This is a genomic window from Halioglobus maricola (assembly GCF_009388985.1).
In the GTDB taxonomy this organism is placed as follows: Bacteria; Pseudomonadota; Gammaproteobacteria; order Pseudomonadales; family Halieaceae; genus Halioglobus; species Halioglobus maricola.
In genome coordinates, this window is record NZ_CP036422.1 from 2,431,175 (window position 1) to 2,454,070 (window position 22,896).

Consider the following 22,896-nt stretch of genomic DNA (forward strand, 5'->3'; position numbering starts at 1 on the left):
TTCTATGCCCCTAAAGACCCTGACTACGCTGTTGCGCGTGGTCAGGGAACAGGGCTATCCGGTCGAGCAAGCACTCCTCCACATTGGCCTTGAGTTCAATCCGCTCGAAGACGACCCAGCCAGCCTGCCAACCCAGATTCCAACCGATTGCTATAGCCGGTTGTACGGCCTGCTAATGGAACTGCTGCAAGACGAGGCTTTTGGCCTTGGCCAGGAGTATCACTCGCCCCCAGGCACGTTCCGCATGATGTGCCTCTTTGTTATTCATTGCCCAACCCTGGAACAGGCTCTGCGTCGCGCCCGGGAATTCTACGACTACTGCGACCAGTTCCGCGACAGCGAGCACCACGATGGGCCGCTGTTTGTCCCTCAGGGCGAGAGCGGCAATGTGCTTTGCGTTCTGGAACGTGGCTCGCCCAGTCAGCAGAATCGTGCACACATAGGCCATGCCAATGTGTTGCTGATGATGTTTCGCTTCTACAGCTGGTTGATTGGCCGGGAGCTACCTCTGCAAGAGGTCCGTGTGCGTGCCAACGAACCAGCCCAGTCACAGCCCTATGAGGCTATCTTCGGCTGCCCGGTGCGTTTCGGCACAGATCACTCAGGGCTCGTGATGAGTAATAATGTCCTGCAGTTGCCTATCGTCCAGACCGAGGATTCCCTGCGAGAATTTCTGCGCCAGGCACCCTACCATCTGGTCAAGCGCGAGACGCCCGGTAGTCTTAACCCGCTTACCCAGAAGATCAAGCAGTTGCTCACCGAACACAGCAACCAGAAGCTGCCCAATGCCAGCGAGATAGCCCTGACTCTCAACATGTCACCGCGCACGCTGCACCGCAAGCTCACCTCTGAAGGCACCAGCTTTCAGCAACTTAAAGACGATTTCCGCAGGGAATTGGCCGTGCACTATATGAACCGACCAGAGCTGACTCTGGATGCTATTGCGGCAGTTATGGGTTTCCAGGACAACTCCGCCTTCTACCGCTCCTTCAAGAAGTGGACCGGTGTATCGCCCGGCCGCTACCGAGCCACCATGCTGGCGGGCGAGGCAAACCCATGAGCGAGCAAGGCTACGCCGACAAACGCGCCTACTTCGACCGCATGTTGACCCTGTATGGCCGCAAACCTGCCCTGGAGGCTCTGCGTGACAAAGCATTGGAATGCCATGCCCTGCATCTCGCCCACAGCAATCGCGAGGGTGGCATCGTCGGGGAACTCATCAACGCGGCAGAACAGCGCGGCATACCCGTACAGCGCCACAGCCGGGAAGAGCTCGCGAGAATTTCTCGCAATGGCAAACAGGACCAGGGCGTAGCACTTGATGTTATCTGTCCAGCATTCCAATCAGTAGGTGGCTATCTCGATACGCTTGATTCAGCGCGGCCCCAGCGCCTGCTCGCACTGGATGGCATCACCAATCCGCAGAATCTCGGCATGATCGTGCGCTCAGCTGCTGCGGGGGATATCGATGGCCTGCTGTGGGCGCGAAAAGGCAACGCAGCGCCTGGCCCGTTGGTGGTCAAGGCAAGCGCCGGCACACTGTATCGCGCACCGGTACTGACCTGCCCCGAGTTGCCTGGCGCACTGGAACAATGCCAGCGGCATGGGTTCGACGTATGCACTCTGGAAAGTAGCGCCCAAACCGATCTGTTTGCTTATCAGCCTCAACGGCACTGTGTTTTCGTGCTGGGTAACGAAACCGACGGAGTCTCTTCGAAGGTGAGCAGGCTGGCGCAGCAGAAATTGTCGATCCCGATGAATAACGGGGTGGAGTCACTCAATGTGGCAGTGACGGCGAGCTTGATTGCTTATGCGGGGAGAATCGAGCGCGGCTGAAGCCGCACTCGATTGAGCCACTTACTTGGAAAGGTAGGCCATACCCTCTTCCAGACCCTTGAGGGTCAGCGGGAACATCTGCCCTTCCAGCAGCTTGTTGGTAATACCCACCGATTGGGTGTACTGCCAGTCGTCCTCGGGCACCGGATTGATCCAGATAACCTTGTCATAGACTTCCTGCAGCCGCCGGAACCACATCTCGCCAGACTCTTCGTTCCAGTGCTCTACGCTGCCACCGGGTTGGAGAATTTCATACGGCGACATGGATGCATCGCCCACGAATACCACTTTGTAGTCGTGGCTGTACTTGTGCAGGATATCCAGCAACGGCGTGCGCTCGTTGTGACGCCGAATATTATTCTTCCACACGCTTTCATACAGAAAATTGTGAAAGTAGAAATACTCCATGTGCTTGAACTCGGTGCGCGCCGCAGAGAACAGTTCTTCACACACCTTCACATGCGGGTCCATAGAGCCGCCTACATCGAAGAACAGCAGCACTTTCACCGCATTGTGGCGTTCCGGCACGAGCTTTATGTCAAGCAGACCAGCGTTTCGGGCCGTCGAGGAAATGGTGTCGTCGAGGTCCAGCTCATCGGCCGCACCGGTGCGGGCGAACTTGCGCAGGCGGCGCATGGCCACCTTGATATTGCGGGTACCCAGTTCGACGCTATCGTCCAGATTTTTAAAATCGCGTTTATCCCAGACCTTCACCGCTTTCTTGTTCTTGCCATTGGGGCCTACGCGGATACCCTCGGGATGATAACCTTCCTGACCAAAAGGCGAAGTGCCACCGGTACCGATCCACTTGTTGCCACCCTCATGGCGTTTTTCTTGTTCTTCAAGGCGCTTTTTGAATTCCTCGATGAGCTTTTCCAGACCACCGAGCGATTCAATTTTGGCCTTTTCTTCCTCACTCAGGTTCTTGAGAAACTCAGATCGTAACCAGTCGTCCGGAATCATCGCTTCGATCACGTCGTCCAGGGCTTCAAGATCTTTAAAATGCAAGCCAAACGCTTTGTCAAAACGATCGAAATACTTCTCGTCCTTCACCATGCAGGTTCGGCTGAAGTAGTAAAAATCATCCATCGAACCAAATACCACGCGCTGCTTCATACCCTCCAGCAGGTCGAGCAACTCACGTGTTGTCACCGGAACGCCCGAGTCGCGAAGACCCTGGAAGAAGTTAATCAGCATGTCGGCTTACCGCGTTTCCCTGCGATGCATGAACGCCAGACGCTCGAGCAGATGAACGTCCTGCTCGTTCTTCATCAGTGCGCCATACAGCGGCGGAATGGCTTTAGTGGGATCGCGATCCTTGAGAATTTCATCGGGGATATCATCAGCCATCAGCAATTTCAGCCAATCGATCAACTCGGATGTTGAAGGCTTCTTCTTCAGGCCGGGAATCGCGCGCAGATCGAAGAATACTTCCATGGCTTCCTGTACCAGATTCTTGGATATATCCGGATAGTGCACATCTACAATCTCGCGCATTGTGTCGCGATCAGGGAAGTTAATAAAATGGAAGAAGCAACGGCGCAGGAAGGCGTCGGGGAGCTCCTTTTCATTATTACTGGTGATGATAATGATTGGCCGCTGTTTGGCCTTGATGGTTTCGCCTGTTTCGTAGACGAAGAACTCCATCCGATCCAGTTCCACCAGCAGATCATTGGGGAATTCAATGTCGGCCTTGTCTACCTCATCGATCAGCAAAACAACCTGCTCGTCGGCCTCAAAAGCCTCCCAGAGTTTACCCTTCTTGATGTAGTTGGCGATATCGTGAACCTTCTCGTCGCCCAACTGTGAATCGCGCAAACGCGACACTGCGTCGTACTCATACAGGCCCTGCTGGGCCTTGGTGGTGGACTTGATGTGCCATTGAATAAGGCGCATACCAAGGCCGCCTGCGACTTCTTCAGCCAGCATGGTCTTACCGGTGCCGGGCTCACCCTTGATCAACAGGGGGCGTTGCAGCGCGACTGCGGCGTTTACCGCCATGCGCAAATCATCAGTGGCAACGTAACGATCAGTGCCTTCAAATTTCATCTGGATTAATACCTATATACAAGCGAGGGCGGTCAGGGTACCTATGGGAAACGCGCTAATCAAGCGGTTGCCCAGCTTCCTCTTTGGCGGCGCTAATTCCGGACATTGAAAACTGGCCGGTACCGTCACCTGAAGCCTGCTTCGCCCTTCGCTCCCAGATTTCCAGCTTGCGTTTCTTGCGCCGGCGCAGGATATACCAGACCAGCAGACCCGCAGCGCACACTGCGGCGCCCACGGCCGCCAATGGCGCGGTATATTCATCCTCTGGAAGCTCATCGCCACGAGTCACCAATGTCGCCTGCTCGGGCTTGGGCATGACTTCTACGTGCAGTGGCAATTCGCGCTGCAGCGTCTGAGCATTGAGCCGCACCATAAATTCGTAGCGACCCGCCTGCTCGAACACAGGGACCGAGACGCGGTATTCGCCATCCAGCGGGGCTTCATAGCGAGCGCTGACGGGAATGATCTCGCGGCTGCCGTCCGGGGCAAGAATATCGACCACCAGCTCAAACGCGGTGAGCACGGCCGGATCAGTGATCGCCTTGCCCTGTTCGGTAATCCGCAGCCCCAATTCAGCCTGACGCCCCGCCGCAATACTGGCGGGCAGTGGGTCTACCTCTATCTGCAGGTTGGAGATAACTGTCACCCTGACCTGCTTTGCACCGGGTGCTTCGAGGCGCCATGCGCCGGGCTCTGGCGCAGGAATAGTCACCAGCGCAAACTGCTCGCTGAGAAACCAGTCACCACCGCTCCCTTGCGGATTGTATTGCCGACCAGATGGGCTGATCAGGGCAATGCTTTGATTGCGCCCGCTGAAGAACACCAGGGTGGTCAATTCCTCGACAGAAGCATCAATCGTAAAACTCTGCCCGGCCACGGGCACTCTGGCGACAGGGGCAACCAGTTCCAGGGACTGCAGGAATATGCCACTGAGTGCGTCCGCGGTGGCGGCCTGCTCCGCAATGCCGCTGGTCGCCAGCGCCAGGGAACGCAGGAACTTCCAATCGGCCTCCTCAGACAAAGCGATCGTGTGCACAGGAATGCCCGTGGCACCCAGTGCCGGTGCGCGTTCGTTGAGAATCTCCCGAGCGGCGCTGGCATTGCGCATGGGTGATTCAGCGATATCAACCTTGCCGTCTGTGAGTAATACGATACTGGTGCGATAGCCCGGATCCATCCGCTCAAAGTCGTAGGTGGCGGCGGCTAGCGCGGCTGGGATATTGGTCCGCTGACCGGAATTGTCGATCAGGCCAATGACATCGCGAGCTTGCGCTCGCCACTGGGCATTGACCTCGCCATGAGGCACCAGAATCTTTACATCTTCGCCAAACAGCCAGACGCCGGCCCGGGCACCGTCCGGCAGCAGGCGGACCAGCATCTCCATAGCCGGTGCGCGCAAATTATCGGGATCAGAAGTCTTCATGCTGCCGGAGATATCGATCAGCAGACGCAGATCGGGCTTCAGGCCAGCACCGCCGGTATCACCGTGTACGGGTGCTACCAGCAGTACCAGACTGGTATATAAGGCGATAAGAATGTGCTTAGGCAACGCTCTCTTGCTCCCCCTGAGCCTCATCGCTCTCCTCTGCCTTGTGTCGATTCGGGCGAATAAAGAGCAGACGCAAGAGCACTGCAGCGCCCAGGGCGACAGCACAGGAAATCGACAGTGGCTTGATCGCATGCTGAGCCGCTTCCGGTCCATTCAGTAGCAACTCAAACCCACCAACAATGAATGCCGGCGCCATGGTCTCCACCCCCGGCTGGGGGTAGGCAGGTGTCAACAATAACGCTGCACTCAATAAGACAATCAATGCCGTCCAGAAATTGGGCCAGCGACGCAACAGCCACCAGGCCAGTAACAGGGCGATCATGACCGCTGCCGCCGTATAGGCGTAGATCGCCGTCATATAAGATTCTTCGGTGAGCACTCGGGCCTCCTATTCCACCCAGGTCACGATGTGCTCATCGTAACCGTCGGGATGCACATATTCATCTGAAATTGCCCTGCCGCGAATAGAGACGCCGGCGTTGTGCACCGTTTCGCGACTCCCGGACACCAGGTAATGCCAATCAGGCAAGGGCTCACCCGCCGCTCGCAGGCGATAGGCACAGGTACTGGGCAGCCAGTCGAGCTCGTCGACATTGCCCTGTTCCAACTGGATACAGTTGGGCACGAGAACGGAGCGACGGCTGTAATCTGTGCACTGACAGTTGTCTTCCTGCAAGAGACGGCAGCGAACCTTGGTATAGAACACTTCACCGCTGTCCTCGTCTTCCAATTTGTGCAGGCAGCATTTGGCGCAGCCATCGCATAGCGCCTCCCACTGCTCACGATCGAGCTCCTGTAGCGGCCTTTGCCACCAGTCAGTCATTGGCTCGGTTCCGACGTAACAACTCCTGCGGCGTCGGTGGCATCTGCAGGAAAAAGCCATTCGCTTCGATATGTTCCAGCACTTCGGCCACATCCACTCGGGCCAGCTTCCTCTCCGGTGTGAGAACAATCGTCATCACAGACTCGGCCTCACCGAATTGCTTGAGCAGAGTTTCCGGAACATCTTCCAGCCCTTTCGCCTTTTCCACATAGAGATACATCTCCTCCTTCTGCGGGCTTCGGAAAATTTCACAGATGAGCTTCACATTTCACCTCGCTGAAGTGCTTTCTTGAGTGGTTCAACCACTACCGCCTCGCGCCAGCCCTGCCAGGACAAGGGTTCCGCTGCACCGGGTCGCAGCAGCAATTCGTAATCTTTGGCCGCCAGCAACACCTGTGGCGGTAACCCCAATTCATCTGCTATGGCTGCTGTGCGTTTTTTTAGCGCCTTGAGCTGATCGCGCTGACGCTGTTCCAGCGGCGGCGGCAGCCTGGCCGGCAATTCCGTCTCAGGCACCTGTTGTTGAGCATCGACCAGGTCCAAAAGCACCTCGCCGCGCTTGCGCAGCACCGCAGGCGGAAGCTCCACATGCTGGCGCAGATCGTCCATATTGGCCGGCATAAACTGAGCCAATTGCAGGCAGGCCTTGTCATCAATAATCCAGGAGCGCGGTTTGTCCCTTTCCCGGGCCACCTCCTCCCGCCATGCGCTCACCGCCACCAGCACTGCCAGCTCGCGCGGCTGCAGTTTCCACGCGCTTTTAATACGTTTGTAGTAGTCCGGGGCTGCAGTGGCCAGGGACGTGGCAGCATCGGCGCCATCTCTGAGCACCCAATCGTAGCGCCCGAGATCGTGACAACGCTTGGCCAACTGGGTGTAGGCGGACAGCAAGTAAATGACGTCTTGCGCGGCGTAGTGGCACTGGGATTCGGTGAGGGGGCGTTTGAGCCAATCAGAACGGGTCTCCCCCTTGGGCAAGTCCTCCTGACACAGCTCGAGAATCAGCGCCCGATAGCCCATGCCAAATTCGAGCCCGGCGAAGGCCGCTGCTTTCTGGGTGTCGAACAAAGGCTGGGGCACAGTACCCAGCCAGCGCTGAAACACCTCGAGATCTTCACTTGCCGAGTGCAGCACCTTGACCACAGAAGGGTCCTGCAGCAATTCCGCCAGCGGTGTCGGGTCAGTGATTTCGAGCGGATCAATCAGCCAGGCGGTGCCTGCGGCATCGCTGCCATCGAAGCACAACTGCACCACCGCTACCTGCGGAAAAAATGTGTTGCGGCGCATAAACTCTGTATCGACCATCACCGCTGTGCAACCTGCGCTTGCGGCGATCAAATTCGCCAGCGCTTCGTCGGATTCAATCAGCTTCCAGTCCATATTCTCTCCGCGCTTGCGTTGCGCTCTCGGCTTTCTCGGCTCACTTCAGTCACTCTACGACCCTGCGTCCGGAGAACGCGTGAGCCAGTGTACTGCCATCTACGTATTCTAGTTCACCGCCCAGCGGCACACCGTGGGCAATGCGAGAAACCCTGATACCCTGGGGCTGGAGCATATCGGTAAGATAGTAAGCGGTGGCCTCTCCCTCCACGGTGGGATTGGTGGCGAGAATCACTTCGCTGATTCCCTCATCCAGAACCCGGCGCTGGAACTTGTCGAGACCAATGTCCTCGGGGCCGATACCATCGATGGGCGAGAGGTGCCCCATCAACACAAAATAGAGGCCGCGATAACTACCGCTCTGCTCTACTGCCAGCACGTCTCCGGGCGTTTCCACTACACAGATTGTCGCAGCGTCGCGGCGCAGGTCGGAACATATCTCGCACACATCAAGCTCAGTGAAATTACGACAGCGACTGCAGTGATCAATCTTGTCGACCGCATCCTGCAGTGCCTCGGCCAGCTTGGAGGCGCCCTCGCGATCACGCTCCAGTAGATGCAAGGTCATCCGTTGGGCAGATTTGGGGCCTACACCGGGCAGGCAACGCAAGGCTTCCATGAGTTCCTGCAATGCGGGACTAAATTTCATTCGCGAGGCTCGTCCTAGAACGGCATTTTGAAGCCGCCGGGGATATTCAGCCCCGAGGCGACACCAGCCATGGCTTCCTGGTTATGCGCTTCAACCTTGCGGACAGCGTCGTTCACCGCAGCGGCGAGCAGGTCTTCGAGCACTTCCTTGTCCTCCGTGAGCACCGCGGGATCGATCTGGACACGCTTAACATCGTGACGCCCGGTCATGGTGACGCTGACAAGGCCCGCGCCGGACTCACCCTGGATCTCCGCATTGGCAAGATCATCCTGCACTTTCTGCATGTCGGATTGCATCTGTTGTGCCTGTTTCATCAGGTCTGACAGGTTACCTTTCATATCAATTCCTCAAGAATCTGTGGGGGCAATAGAAGCCCTATCAAGCGCGCCGTCAAAGCGCGTCATCAGCGCCTGCAAACGCTCGTCGCTATCAATCTCATTCACCGCCTGCTGCTGGCGCTCACGTGTCGCTCGAGCTGCGCGCATGGCCGGTGTCTCACCCGCGGGCGTACCGACGTCTATAGACACGGACAGTTCGCGGCCGTAGTAGTTCTGCAACGCCAGGGCAATTTTATTGCTGTGACCGTCGTTGAACAGGCTGGAGTTGGCCTCATCCAGCATGAATCGCAGGGCGTGGCCATCGACTGTAACCAATTCGCAATTACTGGCAATGCTATAGACCATGCCAAGCAGGCCCAATTGTTCGAGAATTTGCGGCCAATTTGCTGAATTGAGATCAGAGAATTCAGCAGGCGCTGCGATAGTGTTTGCGGGCTTGGTCTCGGCAGAAGGCGCAGTTGGGACAGCGACTGACGATTGTGCTGCAACGGGTGGCGGACTCGGAGTTGCAACTTCCCGCGCGAGCGCTGCCGCTGGAGATTTATCGGGCCGTGTCTGCAGTGCAGGCTTGGCTTGTGGCACAGGCGCAGGGGCCTCCGCCGCAGGCACCGCCGGCGGCGCTACCTGCTCACTCGGCTTTTTTACGGCCTGGCCGCCCTCCCCGGCGGCCACAGGTGCAGTTTGTGGCGCGGGCTGCAATTGATCTGGAGCGAGGTTCGCATCAATGACCGCTGCCGGCCTGAAGGCGAGCATCCGCAGAAGCAACATCTCGAACCCGCTGCGGGGATCAGGCGTATAAGCCATATCGCGCTTGCCATTCACTGCAATCTGGTAGAAGAACTGGGCGTCTTCAGCAGTAATCGATTGCGCCAGCGCAGCGACACGCTCAGCATCTCCCCAGCTGTTGTCGATACCATCGGGAACAAGCTGGGCAACGGCTATGCGGTGCGCCAATGAAATCAACTCGTCGATACTCCCCTCGAAATCGGGAGCGTGCTCGGACATGCGTTCAACAACGGCCAGCGTCTGTGCGGCGTCACCTGCAGCGACTGCCTCCAGTAACTGGTAGACAAACGTGAGGTCCACCGTACCCAGCATGGAGCGCACATCATCTTCAACGAGCTTGCCAGATCCGAAGGCAATCGCCTGGTCGGTCAGGCTAAGGGCATCCCGCATACTGCCCGCCGCAGCGCGCCCGAGAAGGTATAGCGCCGGCTCCTCGAAACTCACCATCTCCTGCTCCAACACATTGCGCAGGTGACCAACGATCTGGTCCGGTGGCATATTTTTCAGATTGAACTGCAGACAGCGCGATAGCACGGTCGGCAGCAACTTCTGCGGGTCAGTGGTCGCGAGCAAGAATTTTACGTGGGGTGGAGGCTCTTCCAGCGTCTTCAGCAGAGCATTGAAGCTGCTGTTGGAGAGCATATGCACCTCATCGATGAGGTAAATTTTGTAGCGAGAGCGTGTGGGTGCGTACTGAACGTTCTCCAGCAACTCCCGGGTATCTTCAACCTTGGTGCGAGAGGCAGCATCTACTTCGAGCAGATCGACGCTACGGCCCTCAGCTATCTCAATACAGGAACCGCATTCGCCACAGGGTTCGGAGCTGACCCCTACTTCGCAGTTGAGACATTTGGCCAGGATACGGGCGATGGTGGTTTTGCCCACCCCCCGGGTGCCGGTAAAAAGATAGGCATGATGCAGCCTGTCGTGGTCGAGCGCATTGATCAGCGCCTGTAGCACGTGCTCCTGGCCGACCATTTCCCGAAAGATTTTTGGCCGCCACTTGCGCGCAAGTACCTGGTAGGACATGCCCCGTCTTGCCTTCTATGAAAAAGAGTTATTCGTGAAAGGTGAAGGATACACCAGAGGCCTAGCCACCGGAACATAAAGCGCACGTATTGGAGGAAGTAGGTTGCCGAGAAGTAAGCGTTGCTGCGGAGGAAATTGGAGGTGACCCAAACAGCCACACCCCGGCACACGAGTTGACAGTTACGGTTGCTCCCTTCCGGGCCTGGCCGGGTTCACTATCTATCGTTGCGAGGGGACCGCCTGGGCCACCACAGCGTCTGCAGTACTGCAGAGGGCGCGTATTGTGCTGCAAACCATCTCCCGCTGCAAGCGATTCGCCGCGGCGGTGTTGACTTTGATGTTAATGTGACTAACATTGATGTTAATTGAGTTAACATAGCTGCCAAGCTGGCAGGGAGATGCCGCATGGCAATTCAAATCAATCCGAAATTCAGTGGCCTTGTTGGCATTGGCGTCGCTGCACTGATTACGATCAGCCTGTCCAGCGCCCTGCACGTACGCACAGCCATGGGCGACAAACCCTCCCCCCGTGTCCCGCTGACTGTAGAACCGGTGATTTACACCCAACAGGACCACTACGACCGAGAGGTATCGTATCTGGGACTCATCACTGCTGGCCGCAAGGCCAATCTGGGCTTCGAGGTGCCAGGCACCGTAGCCGAACTGCCGTGGCGCGAAGGCAGTCCGGTCGCCAAAGGCGAAATCATTGCCCGCCTGGATGACGCCGCATTGCGCGCCAGCTACCGTGCTACCGAGGGTGATCTTGACCAGGCTCGCTCGGAACTCGAATTGGGCCGCCTGAAAGCCAGGCGACAGCAGGAGTTGCGTGAAACAGGCGCGGTCTCACGTGAAGCATTCGATGAGACGAGATTGCGGGCAGAAGCATTAGAATCTCGCGTCGTCGCCACCGAAGCACGGCTCCACAGCATCGCCATCCAGTTGGAGAAGGCCAGCCTCCGTGCGCCCTATGACGGCATTATTGGCGATAGATTTATTCACGAAGGTGCCGTGGTAAACCCCGGCAGCCCGGTGGTCCACTTTATCGAGACCGCAGGTCGCGAGGCGAACATCGGCGTCACAGTGACCCGGGCTCGCGCCCTGGTGCCAGGGCAGGAATACACACTGACCTTACGCGGACAGACGTTCAACAGCCCTCTGCTGACGGTGCGTCCAGACGTCGACCCGGTGACGCGGGTTACCACCGCCGTATTCTCTCTCCCGGAAGATATCGATGCCGTGGACGGCGAGCCCGTCAGCCTGTTGCTCTCTGAATCGGTTCCCTCCATCGGGGGCTGGTTACCTATCGCCTCTTTACTGGAAGGTAATCGTGGACTGTGGACTGTGCTCAGGCTCGATCGCGATGGCGACATTGCAGTGACTGTGCGCGAGGCCGTCGAGGTTGTCGAAATACGGGGCGACCAGGCATTTGTGCACGGCACGCTCGCCGATGGCACTGAAGTAGTAGCCAGCGGCGTCCACCGAATCACCCCCGGGACCGTCGTTTCCGTTGGGCCTGCATCGACCGAGGTCGAATAATATGCTTGCCCAATATATCTACAAGCACTCTCGCTACTTCGCGCTCCTGATCATCTGCGTGTTTGCCCTGGGGGTAAACAGCTTTAGCAATATCCCGCGGCAAGAAGAGCCGACGCTAACCAACTTTGGCGGCAGCGTCATCGCCTTTTACCCGGGCGCCACGCCCGACCGGGTTGAGGCGCTGGTGACCAAACCGATCGAGGATGAAATCCGCAAAATTCCAGAGCTCGACAAACTGATGACCACCTCAAGTTCGGGCGTAGCTTCCATGCAGGTCAGGCTCATCGATTCGCTGCCCGATCACGAGTTGGAACGGGTCTGGTCAGAGGTGCGCGACGCCCTGGCAGATGCCTATCCTCAATTCCCCCCTGGGGCCCAGATGCCGTTTCTCGACACGGACAGGTTCCAGTCTTTCACAGCGATAGTGGCACTCTCTGGCCGCGACGGTGCTGACATCCCCCTCTCGCTGCTGGGGCGCATGGCTGAAGATCTGGCGGACCAGGCGCGGAACCTTGAAGGCACCGAACTTGCAGTCGTGTTTGGCGAACCCGCTGAAGAAATTCGCGTGGAAGTCGACGAGAGCGCACTGGTTGCGCGCGGACTGAGCCTGGCTCAGGTATCCGCTGCGCTGCATGCAGCAGACGCGAAGTTCTCTTCCGGCAGGGCGACCGGCGCCGGCACCGACATGCTGATCGAACTCGCCGGCGATTTTGACTCACTGGCGCGAATTCGGGAGGTGATCGTCAACACATCCAGCAGTGGCTCCGTCACCCGCATCTCTGATCTGGCCAGGGTTTACAAGGACGCTGTCACCCCTACCCCGACCAAAGCCCTCATTCAGGGCAAGCCCGGGATTCTGGTGGGTATCGCAATGAAGGATGGCGGCCAGGTAGACCGCTGGGCGGAAGGCTTCAGGACGTTCCTGCAGCAATACAATGCCGAGGCACCTGCCAGCGTGCTGGTTGAACTAACCTTCGACCAGAGCACCTATGCCAAGAGCCGTCTTGTGGGGGTCACCCAAAATCTTGCTATCGGCATCTCGCTCGTATTGCTGGTGCTGCTTTTCACGCTGGGCTGGCGTGCTGCAGTGGTGGTGGCCATTATCCTTCCTCTATGCGGCATGATTTCTATGGTGGTAATGGAACGCACAGGCATGGCTCTACACCAGATGACCATCTGCGGCCTTATTGTGGCCCTGGGTCTGCTGGTGGACGGCTCAATCGTCATGACCGACGAGATCCGCAAGCGCCTGCTTGAAGAGCAGACACCCTATGACGCCATAGCCGGGGCCGTCAGCCGGTTGCGGATTCCGCTGCTCTCCTCTGCACTGACGACCATTCTCGCCTTCATGCCCATGGCGCTGATGCCGGGCCCCGGAGGGGACTTCATCGGTGTGATTGCCCAGTCAGTGATTATCATGCTGGTGACCTCGACAGCGCTGGCGCTCATCGTCACGCCTGTGCTGGCGGCCTGGCTACTACCGCGTACCCGTGAAGACAGCCGCCATTGGTATAGCGGTGGCATGGATGGCGGCAAAATGAGTGCCGCCCTGGCGAGCGCTATGGACTGGAGCCTGCGTCACCCTGTCGCCGCCGTGACGCTCGCCTTGTCTCTGCCCCTGACTGGATTTCTCAGCTTCCCGACACTGACTGCCCAGTTTTTTCCCGGCACCGACAGGGACCAGATGTACATCAGGGTCAAAATGGCCGATGGCCGATCTATCGACGATAGCTTGGCCCTGGTAGAGCGACTCGACAAGCGCCTTCGCGATGACCCCTTGATCAGGCGCGTTGATTGGACGCTCGGGGAAAGCGCGCCGGCGTTTTACTACAATCTCTATCGTACCAAAGACGGAATCCCCTCCTGGGCCGAAGCACTAATCATGACCCGGGATGAAAACCAGACCGATGACCTGATTCGATCGCTACAACTCGAACTGGATCGAGACTTTCCCCAGGCCCGTATAATCGTCAATGGTATTTATCAGGGCCCGCCCGTGAATGCCCCGATAGAACTGGAAATTCACGGCCCGAACCTGGCGGTGCTACAGCAGCTCGGCGAGGTCTATCGACGACGTCTGGATGAGATGCCGAACATAATTCACACCAGCACAGACCTGATCGGCGGTGCGCCGAAAGTCGTCTTCCATCTGGACGAGGAGCGTCTGCGCCTGGCTAATCTGCAACTGGCAGATGCGGCTTCCGCCCTCAATGACGCGCTGCTGGGCCGCGTTGGCGGCGAAGTACTTGAGGGGACTGAGCGATTACCCGTGCGAGTTCGGTTGAGCGAATCAGAGTGGAGCACGCCCGACAGAATCGCCGACATTCGCCTGCCAGTACCTGCTATATCTGGTTCACTTACCGGGGTACCGCTCAATGCCCTGGGTGCACCAACCCTGGAGCCCGCCCAAAGCCCCATCAGCCGGCTCAATGGCGTGCGCATCAACACGGTGCAGGGCTATATTACTCGCGGCGTCCTGCCGGAAGAGGTGTTCAAAGTCTTCCAGAAGGACCTCGCAGAAAATCCTATCCCCCTGCCGCCTGGGTATAAACTCGTTTTCGGCGGCGACACAGATGAGCGCGCCAAAGTCGTCGACAAAATCATGGCTCCCATGGGTCTGATCGTATCGGCCCTGATCGCCACCATCGTTCTGACCTTCAATTCCTGGCGGCTCACCGGCATCGCCATTCTGGTATGCGTTTGCTCGATGGGTCTGTCGCTACTGTCGCTCGCACTCTTCCAGTACCCGTTTGGCGTGATGTCCCTGGTCGGTGTTATCGGCTCCATCGGTGTATCAATTAACGCTGCCATCATCATCATGACCGCGCTACAGGCAAACTCAGCGGCGATCGCAGGCGGCACTCTCGCAATTCGCGAGGTCGTGATGGATTCGAGCCGGCACATTGTGTCCACCACCGTGACAACCTTTGGCGGCTTTCTGCCACTAATACTTGAGGGAAGTCAGTTCTGGCCACCCTTCGCCATGGCCATCGCCGGCGGCGTTCTGCTCTCTACTATTATCTCTTTCTTCCTGGTTCCTCCCTTGTTCCTGCTCACTGTGCGCTCGCAGCATAACTTTGGATTTGGCCGCTTAGAGGTTACCGGTACTGAGGAAGCTACCTCATGAGTCAAAGCAACTATCATCATGGCGACCTGCGCAATGCGCTCATTCTGGCTGCGGTAGAATTGATCGAGGAAAAGGGATCGCCCGATGTCGCCATCTCTGAAGTAGCCAAGCGTGCCGGGGTCAGCGCAGCGGCGCCCTATCGCCACTTCAAAGACAAAGAAGCGCTGCTGGATGCGGTCTCTCAACTCTGCTTCCTCGGCCTCGGGCTGCAGGTAATAGACGTTCGCGAGAAGTTCGAGCCAGGCGCCAGAGAGTGCATCATCTCTCTGGGAATAACTTATACCCGCTATGTCTCAGAGCGGCCCGCTTTCTACAATATGATGTGGAGCGAACACAGCGAGAAATCGGAGCCACTGGAAGAAACGGATGGCCGACGTGGTTTCAGCAACTTCGCCGACGCGGTCGAATCCTGGTGTATCGCGAAAAAACTCAAGCGTGCCGATCCTCTCGACCTCGCGATCAAGCTCTGGGCACTCGCCCACGGCCTTGCCGTATTGAACATCAACGGCCAGGTAGATTGGTTCATGCCGAACGCCGATCTCGAAGACATGCTGGTGAGCAGCACCAACGCCTTTCTGGATGGCGTAGAAAAAGCCGGCTAGCAAGCCAGTCCTTGCTATGATGCAGGGTATTGAATCCCAAGGACATCAACTCATGCTCAGAGCCCTTCTCGCCCTTCTTCTGGCTGGCAGCACCTGCTCCGCTGGCGCTGCCACTCTCGTTCACAATGTCAAAGGCTATACCCTCAACCAGGGAGAGCTGGAGACCTTCGCCGCGCTGGAATTTGAGGGTAAAACCATCACTGCGGTTTACGACTCAGCGCTAGCCGCGGAACAAAGTCAGGCCCGGGACAAAATAGACGCAGGCGGGGCTACCCTGCTTCCAGGCCTGATTGATGCTCACGGTCACATTGGCGGCTACGGCCAGGCACTTGCCAGCGTTGACCTGTTCGGTGCAGGCAGCGAAGCAGAAGCTGCCAGGCGGGTTGCCGACTTTGCTGCGCAAAATAAGGACGCATGGATTGTGGGCAGGGGCTGGAATCAGGTGCTGTGGCAGGACAAGGAGTTTCCGGAACGCAGTTCGCTGGACTCGGTAGATACAGACCGGCCTATCGCACTGAGCCGGGTCGACGGTCACGCGCTGTGGGTTAACTCCACTGCGCTTGAAATGGCAGGCATTGATGCAGAAACTCCCGACCCGGACGGCGGCCAGATCATTCGCGGCGCCGATGGCAAACCCACCGGCGTGCTTATCGACAATGCGATGGACAAGGTTTTTCGGGCAATACCTTCCCTCACAGACGACAACATTGCTGAATACCAGCGCCAGGCGCTACTGAGCGCTGCAAGTTTCGGCCTCACCAGTATCCACGACGCCGGCATCACCGCCGCCCAGGTCAAGGCGTTCCAGACCTTACAGGCATCTGGCTCCCTACCCCTGCGCGTGTACGCCATGCTGGATGTCCTCGATCACGAGAATGACGCCATACTGGCGCGAGGCCCGCAAATCGATCCTGAGCACATGCTCGACATCCGCAGCGTGAAAATTTCCGCCGATGGCGCACTCGGTTCGCGAGGCGCCGCGCTATTTGAAGACTACAGTGACAAACCCGGCCACACGGGCTTGCTCCTGCTGTCTGACGAGGACCTCAGGCACCACATGAGCCGGGCGATGGCTGCCGGCTACCAGGTGAACACCCATGCGATTGGCGATCTTGCCAACGCCCGTATTCTCGATTTGTACGAAGAGCTGATGCCCCAATACAAGAGTACTGATCAGCGCCATCGCATCGAGCACTCGCAGATACTGCGGGTGGAAGACATACCGCGCTTCGCATCTCTTGGGGTCATCGCGTCCATTCAACCCACCCACGCCACCAGCGACATGAATATGGCGGGCGATAGACTGGGCAAAGACCGGCTCGTCGGCGCCTATGCATGGAAAAGCCTGCTCGACAGCGGCGCCCACCTGGCCGGCGGATCTGACTTTCCGGTAGAACACCCCAACCCCTTTTTCGGGCTCTACTCGGCGATCACCCGTCAGAATCACGACGGTGAACCGCCCGGCGGCTGGCTACCTGAACAGAAGATCAGCCGCACCGAGGCCTTGTATCTGTTTACTGAAGGCGCCGCCTACTCGGCTCACCAGGAACAGCTGATTGGACGACTGGCACCGGGATACTTTGCAGATTTCATTCTAGTGAAAGAAGACTATTTCGACATGCCCGAAAGCGACATCTGGAACAGCACGGTGCTGGAGACCTGGGTAGGCGGAACAAAGGTTTATTCGAAGTAAAAAAAAGGCCCCGATGGGGCCTTTTTTACAGGACTAGCAGATTAACGCTGCTCCTGAACCGCCGGGGCTTCAACGGATGTATCAGCAGCAACCGCAACTTTGGCGCCGACCAGGCCGGCCATAATTGCGAAGAATACAAAGGGCAAATACTTTTTCATAAGACTACTCCTAAAAATTACCACAAGGTTTGACGGCGAACTATGGATGCCGTCTATTGTCGGGCGTTGCAGCCCTGCTCCACATGGCCGTCCGCGACATCAGCATGGCGCGAGGCGACTTTCGTGGACACATACGCAGATGTGCGGCCGCGATACTAATCAGAGTGGTCCAGGGTCGCAATAACCCTACTGTGATAGTCAGTATTTGCCGAAAGATTATTGATGTAGCGCAAGTAAAGCCCATGCCGTTTCGCCCTGCTCTCGCCCTCGCGCTCTCCTGACGAGCACTATTGACGCGCAGCGCCATGCCCATGGCGTCGCCAGTCATGTCTGCTTAAGCCCCGAATCTCTAGCATGTCACTCATTGGCCGAGTGCCGAGCAAATTCACCCATCAAACCCAGCAAACAAAGTCACTGGGGGGCCTGGGAAAACAAAGCACTGACAGTAGGAGAGCAACTCATGGGCAAGGCATGCAGTATCTGCAAAGGAAGTCCTGAACACACAACGGAAGATTGGTCAGCTGAGCAGTACATGACTTTACGTCTTGAATGCGAGGAGACCGAGCAGTCTGTGTCTGTTTCTGTTTGCCCGGAATGTCAGAACTTTGGAGGTTTACGACCACATTGTGTAACAAAGTTTAGAGGCCGCGTGGATGGATTCGGTTTTGAGATGATTCCGACCCTGCTTAAATACCGTGCACATATGAGGGAGTTATCGCGCAGACGGGGCCGGGAATCGGAGGTACTTAATTTCGAGCTTAAGCAATGAATAATGGCGGGGGTAGAAGGATTCGAACCCTCGACCGTGCGCTTAGAAGGCGCATGCTCTATCCAACTGAGCTATACCCCCGAGAGGGGAATGGGGTGGCCGACGGGTCTTGAACCCGCCACCTCCGGAGTCACAATCCGGTGCTCTACCCGATGAGCTACGGCCACCACTGAAGTTCTTGAACGAATCGCCGAACTCACCAATGCATGGCTAAAGAGTTGGTCGGGGTAGAGAGATTCGAACTCCCGACATCCTGCTCCCAAAGCAGGCGCGCTACCAGACTGCGCTATACCCCGATGATCCTTACCACAGTACGGACGTTCCGCCCTGTTTTCAAGAGGGCGCATCATACTCACCTGCTGGGTGAGCGTCAACGCCAGCGGCAATGATTTTACTACAGTTTTTGCAATGATCGTGGGACAATGCGCGCCTTTACGCACTGAGGAATCAAACCCATGTCCGCACTTGTACTGGATGGCAAAACCCTGGCCGCCGAAACCGAGGCAGAACTGCTGGCTCGAGTGGAAAAGCTGAAGGAAAAGTCCAGCGGACAAACCCCCATTCTGGCCACCATTCTGGTGGGCGATGACCCAGCTTCAGCGACTTACGTGAAAATGAAAGGTAACGCCTGCCGCCGAGTCGGTATGGATTCCATGGCGGTGGAAATGCCCTCCTCTACCACCACCGAAGAGTTACTGGCCAAGATCGATGAGCTGAACAACAATCAGGATGTGCACGGCATTCTGCTCCAGCATCCCGTGCCCTCACAGATAGACGAGCGCGCCTGTTTCGACGCGATCGCGCTCACCAAAGATGTCGATGGCGTTACCTGCCTGGGCTTTGGCCGCATGGCCATGGGCGAGGACGCCTACGGTTGCGCCACCCCGCAGGGTATCATGCGTATTCTCGAACACTACAACATCGATATCGAAGGCAAGCACGCCGTGGTCGTGGGCCGCTCGCCCATCCTCGGCAAACCCATGGCCATGATGCTGCTGGAGAAAAACGCCACGGTGACTATCTGTCACTCTCGCACCCAGGACCTGCCCTCCCTGATCGCTCAGGCAGATATTCTGGTCGGAGCCGTTGGCAAGCCGGAGTTCATCAAGGCGGACTGGGTAAAAGAAGGCGCAGTGGTGGTTGATGCCGGTTATCACCCAGGCGGCGTTGGCGATATTGAGCTATCTGCACTGACTGAGAAAGCTTCGGCCTACACCCCGGTGCCCGGCGGTGTCGGCCCGATGACTATCAACACCCTGATCTACCAGAGTGTTGAATCGGGTGAGAAGAGCCTTGGCTAGGCCCTAAACCCTGGTCTTCAATCTCTGAGCCTCGAGGCTCAGCCCCGCTTCCACTTGGTTCCCTCGCGAGAATCCTCCAGAACGACGCCCTGTGCCAGCAGGGTCTCGCGGATTTCATCAGCGCGGGCGAAGTCGCGATTGGTCTTCGCATCGGCCCGCGCCTGAATCAGCGCTTCAATCTCTTCGGCGGAAACCGCGTCACCTGAGCCGGCTTCCTGCAGCCACTCCTGCGGATCCTGGTTGAGAATACCCAGCAAATTACCGGCGGCCACCATGCGCGCCTTCAGCATCGGCTTCTCCTCGTCGCTGGCCTTGTTAAGTTGCTTGGCCAGTGCGTGAATTTCTGCGATAGCTATCGGCGTATTGAGATCGTCATTCAGGGCTTCGTAGAAAGCCTCCCCAACCAGGGACACCTCCACATCCAGCTCGATGTCGACAACCTCACGCAAGGTGCTGTAGAGGCTATCCAGCGTTGCCTGGGCCTGATCGAGGAGCTCAGGAGAGAAGTTCAGGGGCGAGCGATAGTGCGCGGAGAGGAGCGCAAATCTCAGCACTTCACCCCGATAACTCTGCAGCAAATCGCGAACGGTGTGGAAATTGCCCAGCGATTTCGACATCTTCTCACCGTCGATATCCAGGTACGCGTTGTGCATCCAGTACTTGACGTAGTCACCGCCATGGGCGCAGCGGCTCTGGGCGATTTCATTCTCATGGTGCGGAAAAATCAGATCGCGACCACCGCCGTGAATGTCGATAGTTTCTCCCAGGTGCGCACGAATCATCGCGGAACACTCCAGGTGCCACCCTGGGCGGCCGCGGCCCCAGGGGCTATCCCATCCTGGATCGGCATCATCAGCCGGCTTCCACAGTACGAAATCACCGGGGTGGCGCTTATAGTCGGCTACTTGCACCCGCGCTCCCGCCAGCATGTCATCCAACGAGCGGCCCGAGAGCTTGCCGTAGTCCTCCATCGATTCAACGGCAAATAGCACATGGCCCTGAGACTCATAGGCGTGACCCTTGTCGATCAGAGTCTGGGTGAGTTCGATCATCGGCTCGATATTATGGGTCGCGTGGGGTTCAAGCGTTGGCGGCAAAGCGTTCAGCTGTGCCATGTCCTCGCGGTACTTTGCAGTGTATTCGTCAGTTACCGCTTCTATACTGCGCTCGCCCTCTCGGGCCGCCGCGATAATCTTGTCGTCCACGTCCGTGATATTACGGGCATAGGTCACTGTGCTGAACTGGGTCTGCAGCAGGCGAAAGAGTGTATCGAATACGACCACGGGACGCGCATTGCCAATGTGCGCCAGGTTGTAAACCGTGGGACCACACACGTACATGGTTACTGTGTCCGGAACCAGGGGTTCGAACGCTTCCTTCGCGCCGGCCAGAGTATTGTATAGCTTGAGGCTCATAGGTCTTATCCGTTCCAGGTATCGCGCAGGCCGATGGTTTTGTTAAACACCGGCTTGTCGGAAGTATGGTCGTAGCGGTCGGCGACGAAATAACCCTCGCGCTCGAACTGAAAGCCCTGTTCCGAGGTTGCCTGCGCCAGTGAAGGCTCCAGCATCGCCCCCGTCACCACCTGCAGTGACGCTGGATTGATATGCGACATGTAATCGTTGTCGCCCTTGTCCGGCGCTTCATGATTGAACAGGCGGTCGTAAACGCGAACCTCGGCAGCCACCCCGTGCGCAGCGGACACCCACTGGATCACACCCTTGGGCTTGATGCCGTCCTCAGGGTTCTCGCCAATCGTATTGGGGATCGTGTGGGCGTGAATCTCAACCACATTGCCCGCCTCGTCTTTGATCACTTCATCGGCTTCAATCACATAGGCATTGCGTAAGCGCACACGCTTGCCCAGCACCAGGCGCTTGTATTTCTTGTTGGCTTCCTCGCGGAAGTCTTCGGCATCGATGTAGACCTCTCGGCTAAAGGGCAGTGTGCGCACACCCAACTCCTCTCTCGAAGGATGGTTGGGCGCCGTCAGTTGCTCGACCTTGTCTTCGGGGTAGTCAGTCAGTACGACCTTGACCGGATTCAGCACAGCCATAGCCCGTGGTGCGTTTTCATTCAATTCCTCGCGCACTGCAAATTCCAGCATGGCAACGTCAACAACGCCATCCTTGCGGGTGGTGCCGATCATTTCGCAGAACTTGCGCAGGGCTACCGCCGGATAGCCGCGACGACGCATGCCCGAGATGGTCGGCATACGTGGATCGTCCCAGCCCGCTACCGTTCCCCCGTCCACCAGATTCTTGAGTTTCCGCTTGCTGGTAATGGTATAGCTCGGGTTGAGGCGACCAAATTCATACTGCCGGGGGCGGCTCTGCACTGGCAGGTTTTCGATATACCAGTCATACAGCGGACGGTGATCCTCAAACTCCAGCGTGCAGATGGAGTGAGTCACTCCTTCGATCGCATCTTCCTGGCCATGAGCGAAATCATAGGTGGGGTAAATCACCCAGTCCGTACCCGTCTGATGGTGAGCAATTTTGCGGATACGGTACATGATCGGATCGCGCATATTCATATTGGGCGAGGCCATATCGATCCTGGCTCGAAGCACCTTGGCGCCCTCGTCGAACTCGCCGGCTTTCATGCGGGCCAACAGATCGAGGTTCTCCTCGACACTGCGCTCACGATGGGGGCTGTTCTTGCCTGGCTCGGTCAGGGTGCCGCGATACTCTCGGGCTTCTTCAGCGTTGAGGTCACAGACATACGCCCTGCCCTGCTCTACAAGATAGACAGCCCAGTCGTACAGTTGCTGAAAGTAGGACGATGCGTAGCGCACATCGCCATCCCACGCGTAACCCAGCCACGCCACATCCGCGAGGATTGACTCGATATACTCCTGGCTTTCTTTCTCCGGATTGGTGTCGTCGAAGCGCAAGTTACAGCGGCCGCCATTGGCTTGGGCCAGGCCGAAGTTCACGCTGATGGATTTAGCGTGTCCGAGGTGCAGGTAGCCGTTGGGCTCTGGCGGAAAGCGTGTCACCACCTCGGTGACACGGCCGGCGTCGATATCCTCGGCAATAATAGTCTGCAGGAAGTTGCTTGCGGGGGTGTTGTCCATAAATTCAACTAGGTCTGGAAATGCAAAGGGCGCGTATTATAGCGATGAAAAGCCCCCGCTAATAGGCGCGCATTGCGCCTTTGCCGGCTACGTGGCAATTTCACCGAAGTTCGGCCCCGGCCTGCTTTCCCGGGCCGGTAAAAGCCCGTATGATTGCCAGCCCGCAAGAACAAATATCCTCAGGGAAACACT

19 protein-coding genes, 3 tRNA genes and 1 other RNA gene are annotated in these 22,896 nt (G+C 57.5%); 7 read left to right on the plus strand and 16 right to left on the minus strand.

What is annotated here, in order from left to right; translation table 11 throughout:
- Window positions 1-4 precede the first annotated feature (4 nt).
- Window positions 5-1,060 carry an AraC family transcriptional regulator gene (locus EY643_RS11065; protein WP_240732899.1) on the plus strand — a complete coding sequence of 352 codons (1,056 nt, stop codon included), beginning with the start codon at window positions 5-7 and terminating at the stop codon, window positions 1,058-1,060.
- Entirely contained in the window at window positions 1,057-1,836 is a 780-nt protein-coding gene (locus EY643_RS11070; RefSeq protein ID WP_152662262.1) for a TrmH family RNA methyltransferase, read from the plus strand. Before EY643_RS11065 ends, EY643_RS11070 begins: the two co-directional genes overlap by 4 nt.
- A gap of 21 nt (window positions 1,837-1,857) precedes the next feature.
- Here the strand turns inward: EY643_RS11070 and EY643_RS11075 are convergent, their stop codons facing one another.
- From EY643_RS11075 to ffs, 11 genes are all read right to left on the minus strand, one after another.
- Window positions 1,858-3,033: a vWA domain-containing protein gene (locus EY643_RS11075; RefSeq protein ID WP_152662263.1), complete on the minus strand. Its 1,176-nt coding sequence runs from the start codon at window positions 3,031-3,033 to the stop codon at window positions 1,858-1,860.
- Window positions 3,034-3,039: 6 nt separating this feature from the next.
- Window positions 3,040-3,885 (minus strand): AAA family ATPase, encoded by an 846-nt coding sequence (locus EY643_RS11080; RefSeq protein ID WP_152662264.1) that lies wholly within the window; start codon window positions 3,883-3,885, stop codon window positions 3,040-3,042.
- A 55-nt stretch (window positions 3,886-3,940) separates the two neighbouring features.
- A complete protein-coding gene (locus EY643_RS11085; protein WP_170287365.1) occupies window positions 3,941-5,434 on the minus strand; it encodes a vWA domain-containing protein in 1,494 nt (497 codons plus the stop codon).
- A complete protein-coding gene (locus tag EY643_RS19580) occupies window positions 5,427-5,813 on the minus strand; it encodes a hypothetical protein (RefSeq protein ID WP_170287366.1) in 387 nt (128 codons plus the stop codon). The genes EY643_RS11085 and EY643_RS19580 overlap by 8 nt, the downstream gene beginning before the upstream one ends.
- 9 nt (window positions 5,814-5,822) lie before the next feature.
- Window positions 5,823-6,257, minus strand: coding sequence for a YcgN family cysteine cluster protein (locus tag EY643_RS11090; RefSeq protein ID WP_152662266.1), 435 nt, complete (start codon window positions 6,255-6,257; stop codon window positions 5,823-5,825).
- Window positions 6,250-6,522, minus strand: a complete 273-nt coding sequence (locus EY643_RS11095; protein ID WP_152662267.1) for a YcgL domain-containing protein — start codon at window positions 6,520-6,522, stop codon at window positions 6,250-6,252. Before EY643_RS11095 ends, EY643_RS11090 begins: the two co-directional genes overlap by 8 nt.
- The gene (gene rnd / locus EY643_RS11100; RefSeq protein WP_152662268.1) at window positions 6,519-7,637 is read right to left on the minus strand and encodes a ribonuclease D; all 1,119 of its coding nucleotides are present in this window, start codon (window positions 7,635-7,637) and stop codon (window positions 6,519-6,521) included. The genes EY643_RS11095 and rnd overlap by 4 nt, the downstream gene beginning before the upstream one ends.
- A gap of 49 nt (window positions 7,638-7,686) precedes the next feature.
- On the minus strand, window positions 7,687-8,286 hold the full coding sequence (gene recR, locus EY643_RS11105) for a recombination mediator RecR (protein ID WP_152662269.1): 600 nt from the start codon (window positions 8,284-8,286) through the stop codon (window positions 7,687-7,689).
- A gap of 14 nt (window positions 8,287-8,300) precedes the next feature.
- Entirely contained in the window at window positions 8,301-8,624 is a 324-nt protein-coding gene (locus EY643_RS11110) for a YbaB/EbfC family nucleoid-associated protein (RefSeq protein ID WP_152662270.1), read from the minus strand.
- 9 nt (window positions 8,625-8,633) lie between these two features.
- On the minus strand, window positions 8,634-10,439 hold the full coding sequence (gene dnaX, locus EY643_RS11115) for a DNA polymerase III subunit gamma/tau (RefSeq protein ID WP_152662271.1): 1,806 nt from the start codon (window positions 10,437-10,439) through the stop codon (window positions 8,634-8,636).
- Window positions 10,440-10,584: 145 nt separating this feature from the next.
- Window positions 10,585-10,681, minus strand: an RNA gene (gene ffs, locus EY643_RS11120) — signal recognition particle sRNA small type.
- Window positions 10,682-10,844: 163 nt separating this feature from the next.
- On the opposite strand from ffs, the gene EY643_RS11125 reads away from it, so the two are divergent.
- The 4 genes from EY643_RS11125 to EY643_RS11140 are packed head-to-tail and all read left to right on the plus strand — an operon-like array spanning window position 10,845 to window position 17,397.
- On the plus strand, window positions 10,845-11,975 hold the full coding sequence (locus EY643_RS11125; protein ID WP_152662272.1) for an efflux RND transporter periplasmic adaptor subunit: 1,131 nt from the start codon (window positions 10,845-10,847) through the stop codon (window positions 11,973-11,975).
- Between the two features lies 1 nt (window position 11,976).
- On the plus strand, window positions 11,977-15,102 hold the full coding sequence (locus tag EY643_RS11130; protein ID WP_152662273.1) for an efflux RND transporter permease subunit: 3,126 nt from the start codon (window positions 11,977-11,979) through the stop codon (window positions 15,100-15,102).
- Window positions 15,099-15,704, plus strand: a complete 606-nt coding sequence (locus EY643_RS11135; protein ID WP_152662274.1) for a TetR/AcrR family transcriptional regulator — start codon at window positions 15,099-15,101, stop codon at window positions 15,702-15,704. The genes EY643_RS11130 and EY643_RS11135 overlap by 4 nt, the downstream gene beginning before the upstream one ends.
- Window positions 15,705-15,756: 52 nt before the next feature.
- Window positions 15,757-17,397, plus strand: coding sequence for an amidohydrolase (locus EY643_RS11140; protein ID WP_152662275.1), 1,641 nt, complete (start codon window positions 15,757-15,759; stop codon window positions 17,395-17,397).
- Between the two features lie 931 nt (window positions 17,398-18,328).
- Here the strand turns inward: EY643_RS11140 and EY643_RS11145 are convergent.
- The 3 genes from EY643_RS11145 to EY643_RS11155 form a co-directional block, all read right to left on the minus strand.
- A tRNA-Arg gene (locus tag EY643_RS11145) sits at window positions 18,329-18,405 on the minus strand.
- 10 nt (window positions 18,406-18,415) lie between these two features.
- Window positions 18,416-18,491: transfer RNA gene (locus EY643_RS11150), tRNA-His, on the minus strand.
- 52 nt (window positions 18,492-18,543) lie between these two features.
- A tRNA-Pro gene (locus EY643_RS11155) sits at window positions 18,544-18,620 on the minus strand.
- Window positions 18,621-18,779: 159 nt separating this feature from the next.
- Here EY643_RS11155 and folD point away from each other — a divergent pair.
- Window positions 18,780-19,625, plus strand: coding sequence for a bifunctional methylenetetrahydrofolate dehydrogenase/methenyltetrahydrofolate cyclohydrolase FolD (gene folD / locus EY643_RS11160; protein WP_152662276.1), 846 nt, complete (start codon window positions 18,780-18,782; stop codon window positions 19,623-19,625).
- A 38-nt stretch (window positions 19,626-19,663) separates the two neighbouring features.
- Here folD and cysS read toward each other — a convergent pair whose 3' ends face one another.
- Both cysS and EY643_RS11170 read right to left on the minus strand, forming a co-directional pair.
- Entirely contained in the window at window positions 19,664-21,040 is a 1,377-nt protein-coding gene (cysS, locus tag EY643_RS11165) for a cysteine--tRNA ligase (RefSeq protein WP_152662277.1), read from the minus strand.
- A gap of 5 nt (window positions 21,041-21,045) precedes the next feature.
- Window positions 21,046-22,704: a glutamine--tRNA ligase/YqeY domain fusion protein gene (locus EY643_RS11170; protein ID WP_152662278.1), complete on the minus strand. Its 1,659-nt coding sequence runs from the start codon at window positions 22,702-22,704 to the stop codon at window positions 21,046-21,048.
- Window positions 22,705-22,896 lie beyond the last annotated feature (192 nt).

Bases quoted from the DNA above. Each gene is read 5' to 3' on its own strand.
- EY643_RS11125 (WP_152662272.1), top strand. From the start codon at position 10,845: ATGGCAATTCAAATCAATCCGAAATTCAGTGGCCTTGTTGGCATTGGC.
- EY643_RS11170 (WP_152662278.1), bottom strand. From the start codon at position 22,704: ATGGACAACACCCCCGCAAGCAACTTCCTGCAGACTATTATTGCCGAG.
- EY643_RS11080 (WP_152662264.1), bottom strand. From the start codon at position 3,885: ATGAAATTTGAAGGCACTGATCGTTACGTTGCCACTGATGATTTGCGC.
- EY643_RS11075 (WP_152662263.1), bottom strand. From the start codon at position 3,033: ATGCTGATTAACTTCTTCCAGGGTCTTCGCGACTCGGGCGTTCCGGTG.
- EY643_RS11065 (WP_240732899.1), top strand. From the start codon at position 5: ATGCCCCTAAAGACCCTGACTACGCTGTTGCGCGTGGTCAGGGAACAG.
- rnd (WP_152662268.1), bottom strand. From the start codon at position 7,637: ATGGACTGGAAGCTGATTGAATCCGACGAAGCGCTGGCGAATTTGATC.
- EY643_RS11070 (WP_152662262.1), top strand. From the start codon at position 1,057: ATGAGCGAGCAAGGCTACGCCGACAAACGCGCCTACTTCGACCGCATG.
- recR (WP_152662269.1), bottom strand. From the start codon at position 8,286: ATGAAATTTAGTCCCGCATTGCAGGAACTCATGGAAGCCTTGCGTTGC.
- EY643_RS11140 (WP_152662275.1), top strand. From the start codon at position 15,757: ATGCTCAGAGCCCTTCTCGCCCTTCTTCTGGCTGGCAGCACCTGCTCC.
- EY643_RS11130 (WP_152662273.1), top strand. From the start codon at position 11,977: ATGCTTGCCCAATATATCTACAAGCACTCTCGCTACTTCGCGCTCCTG.
- cysS (WP_152662277.1), bottom strand. From the start codon at position 21,040: ATGAGCCTCAAGCTATACAATACTCTGGCCGGCGCGAAGGAAGCGTTC.
- dnaX (WP_152662271.1), bottom strand. From the start codon at position 10,439: ATGTCCTACCAGGTACTTGCGCGCAAGTGGCGGCCAAAAATCTTTCGG.
- folD (WP_152662276.1), top strand. From the start codon at position 18,780: ATGTCCGCACTTGTACTGGATGGCAAAACCCTGGCCGCCGAAACCGAG.
- EY643_RS11135 (WP_152662274.1), top strand. From the start codon at position 15,099: ATGAGTCAAAGCAACTATCATCATGGCGACCTGCGCAATGCGCTCATT.
- EY643_RS11090 (WP_152662266.1), bottom strand. From the start codon at position 6,257: ATGACTGACTGGTGGCAAAGGCCGCTACAGGAGCTCGATCGTGAGCAG.
- EY643_RS11110 (WP_152662270.1), bottom strand. From the start codon at position 8,624: ATGAAAGGTAACCTGTCAGACCTGATGAAACAGGCACAACAGATGCAA.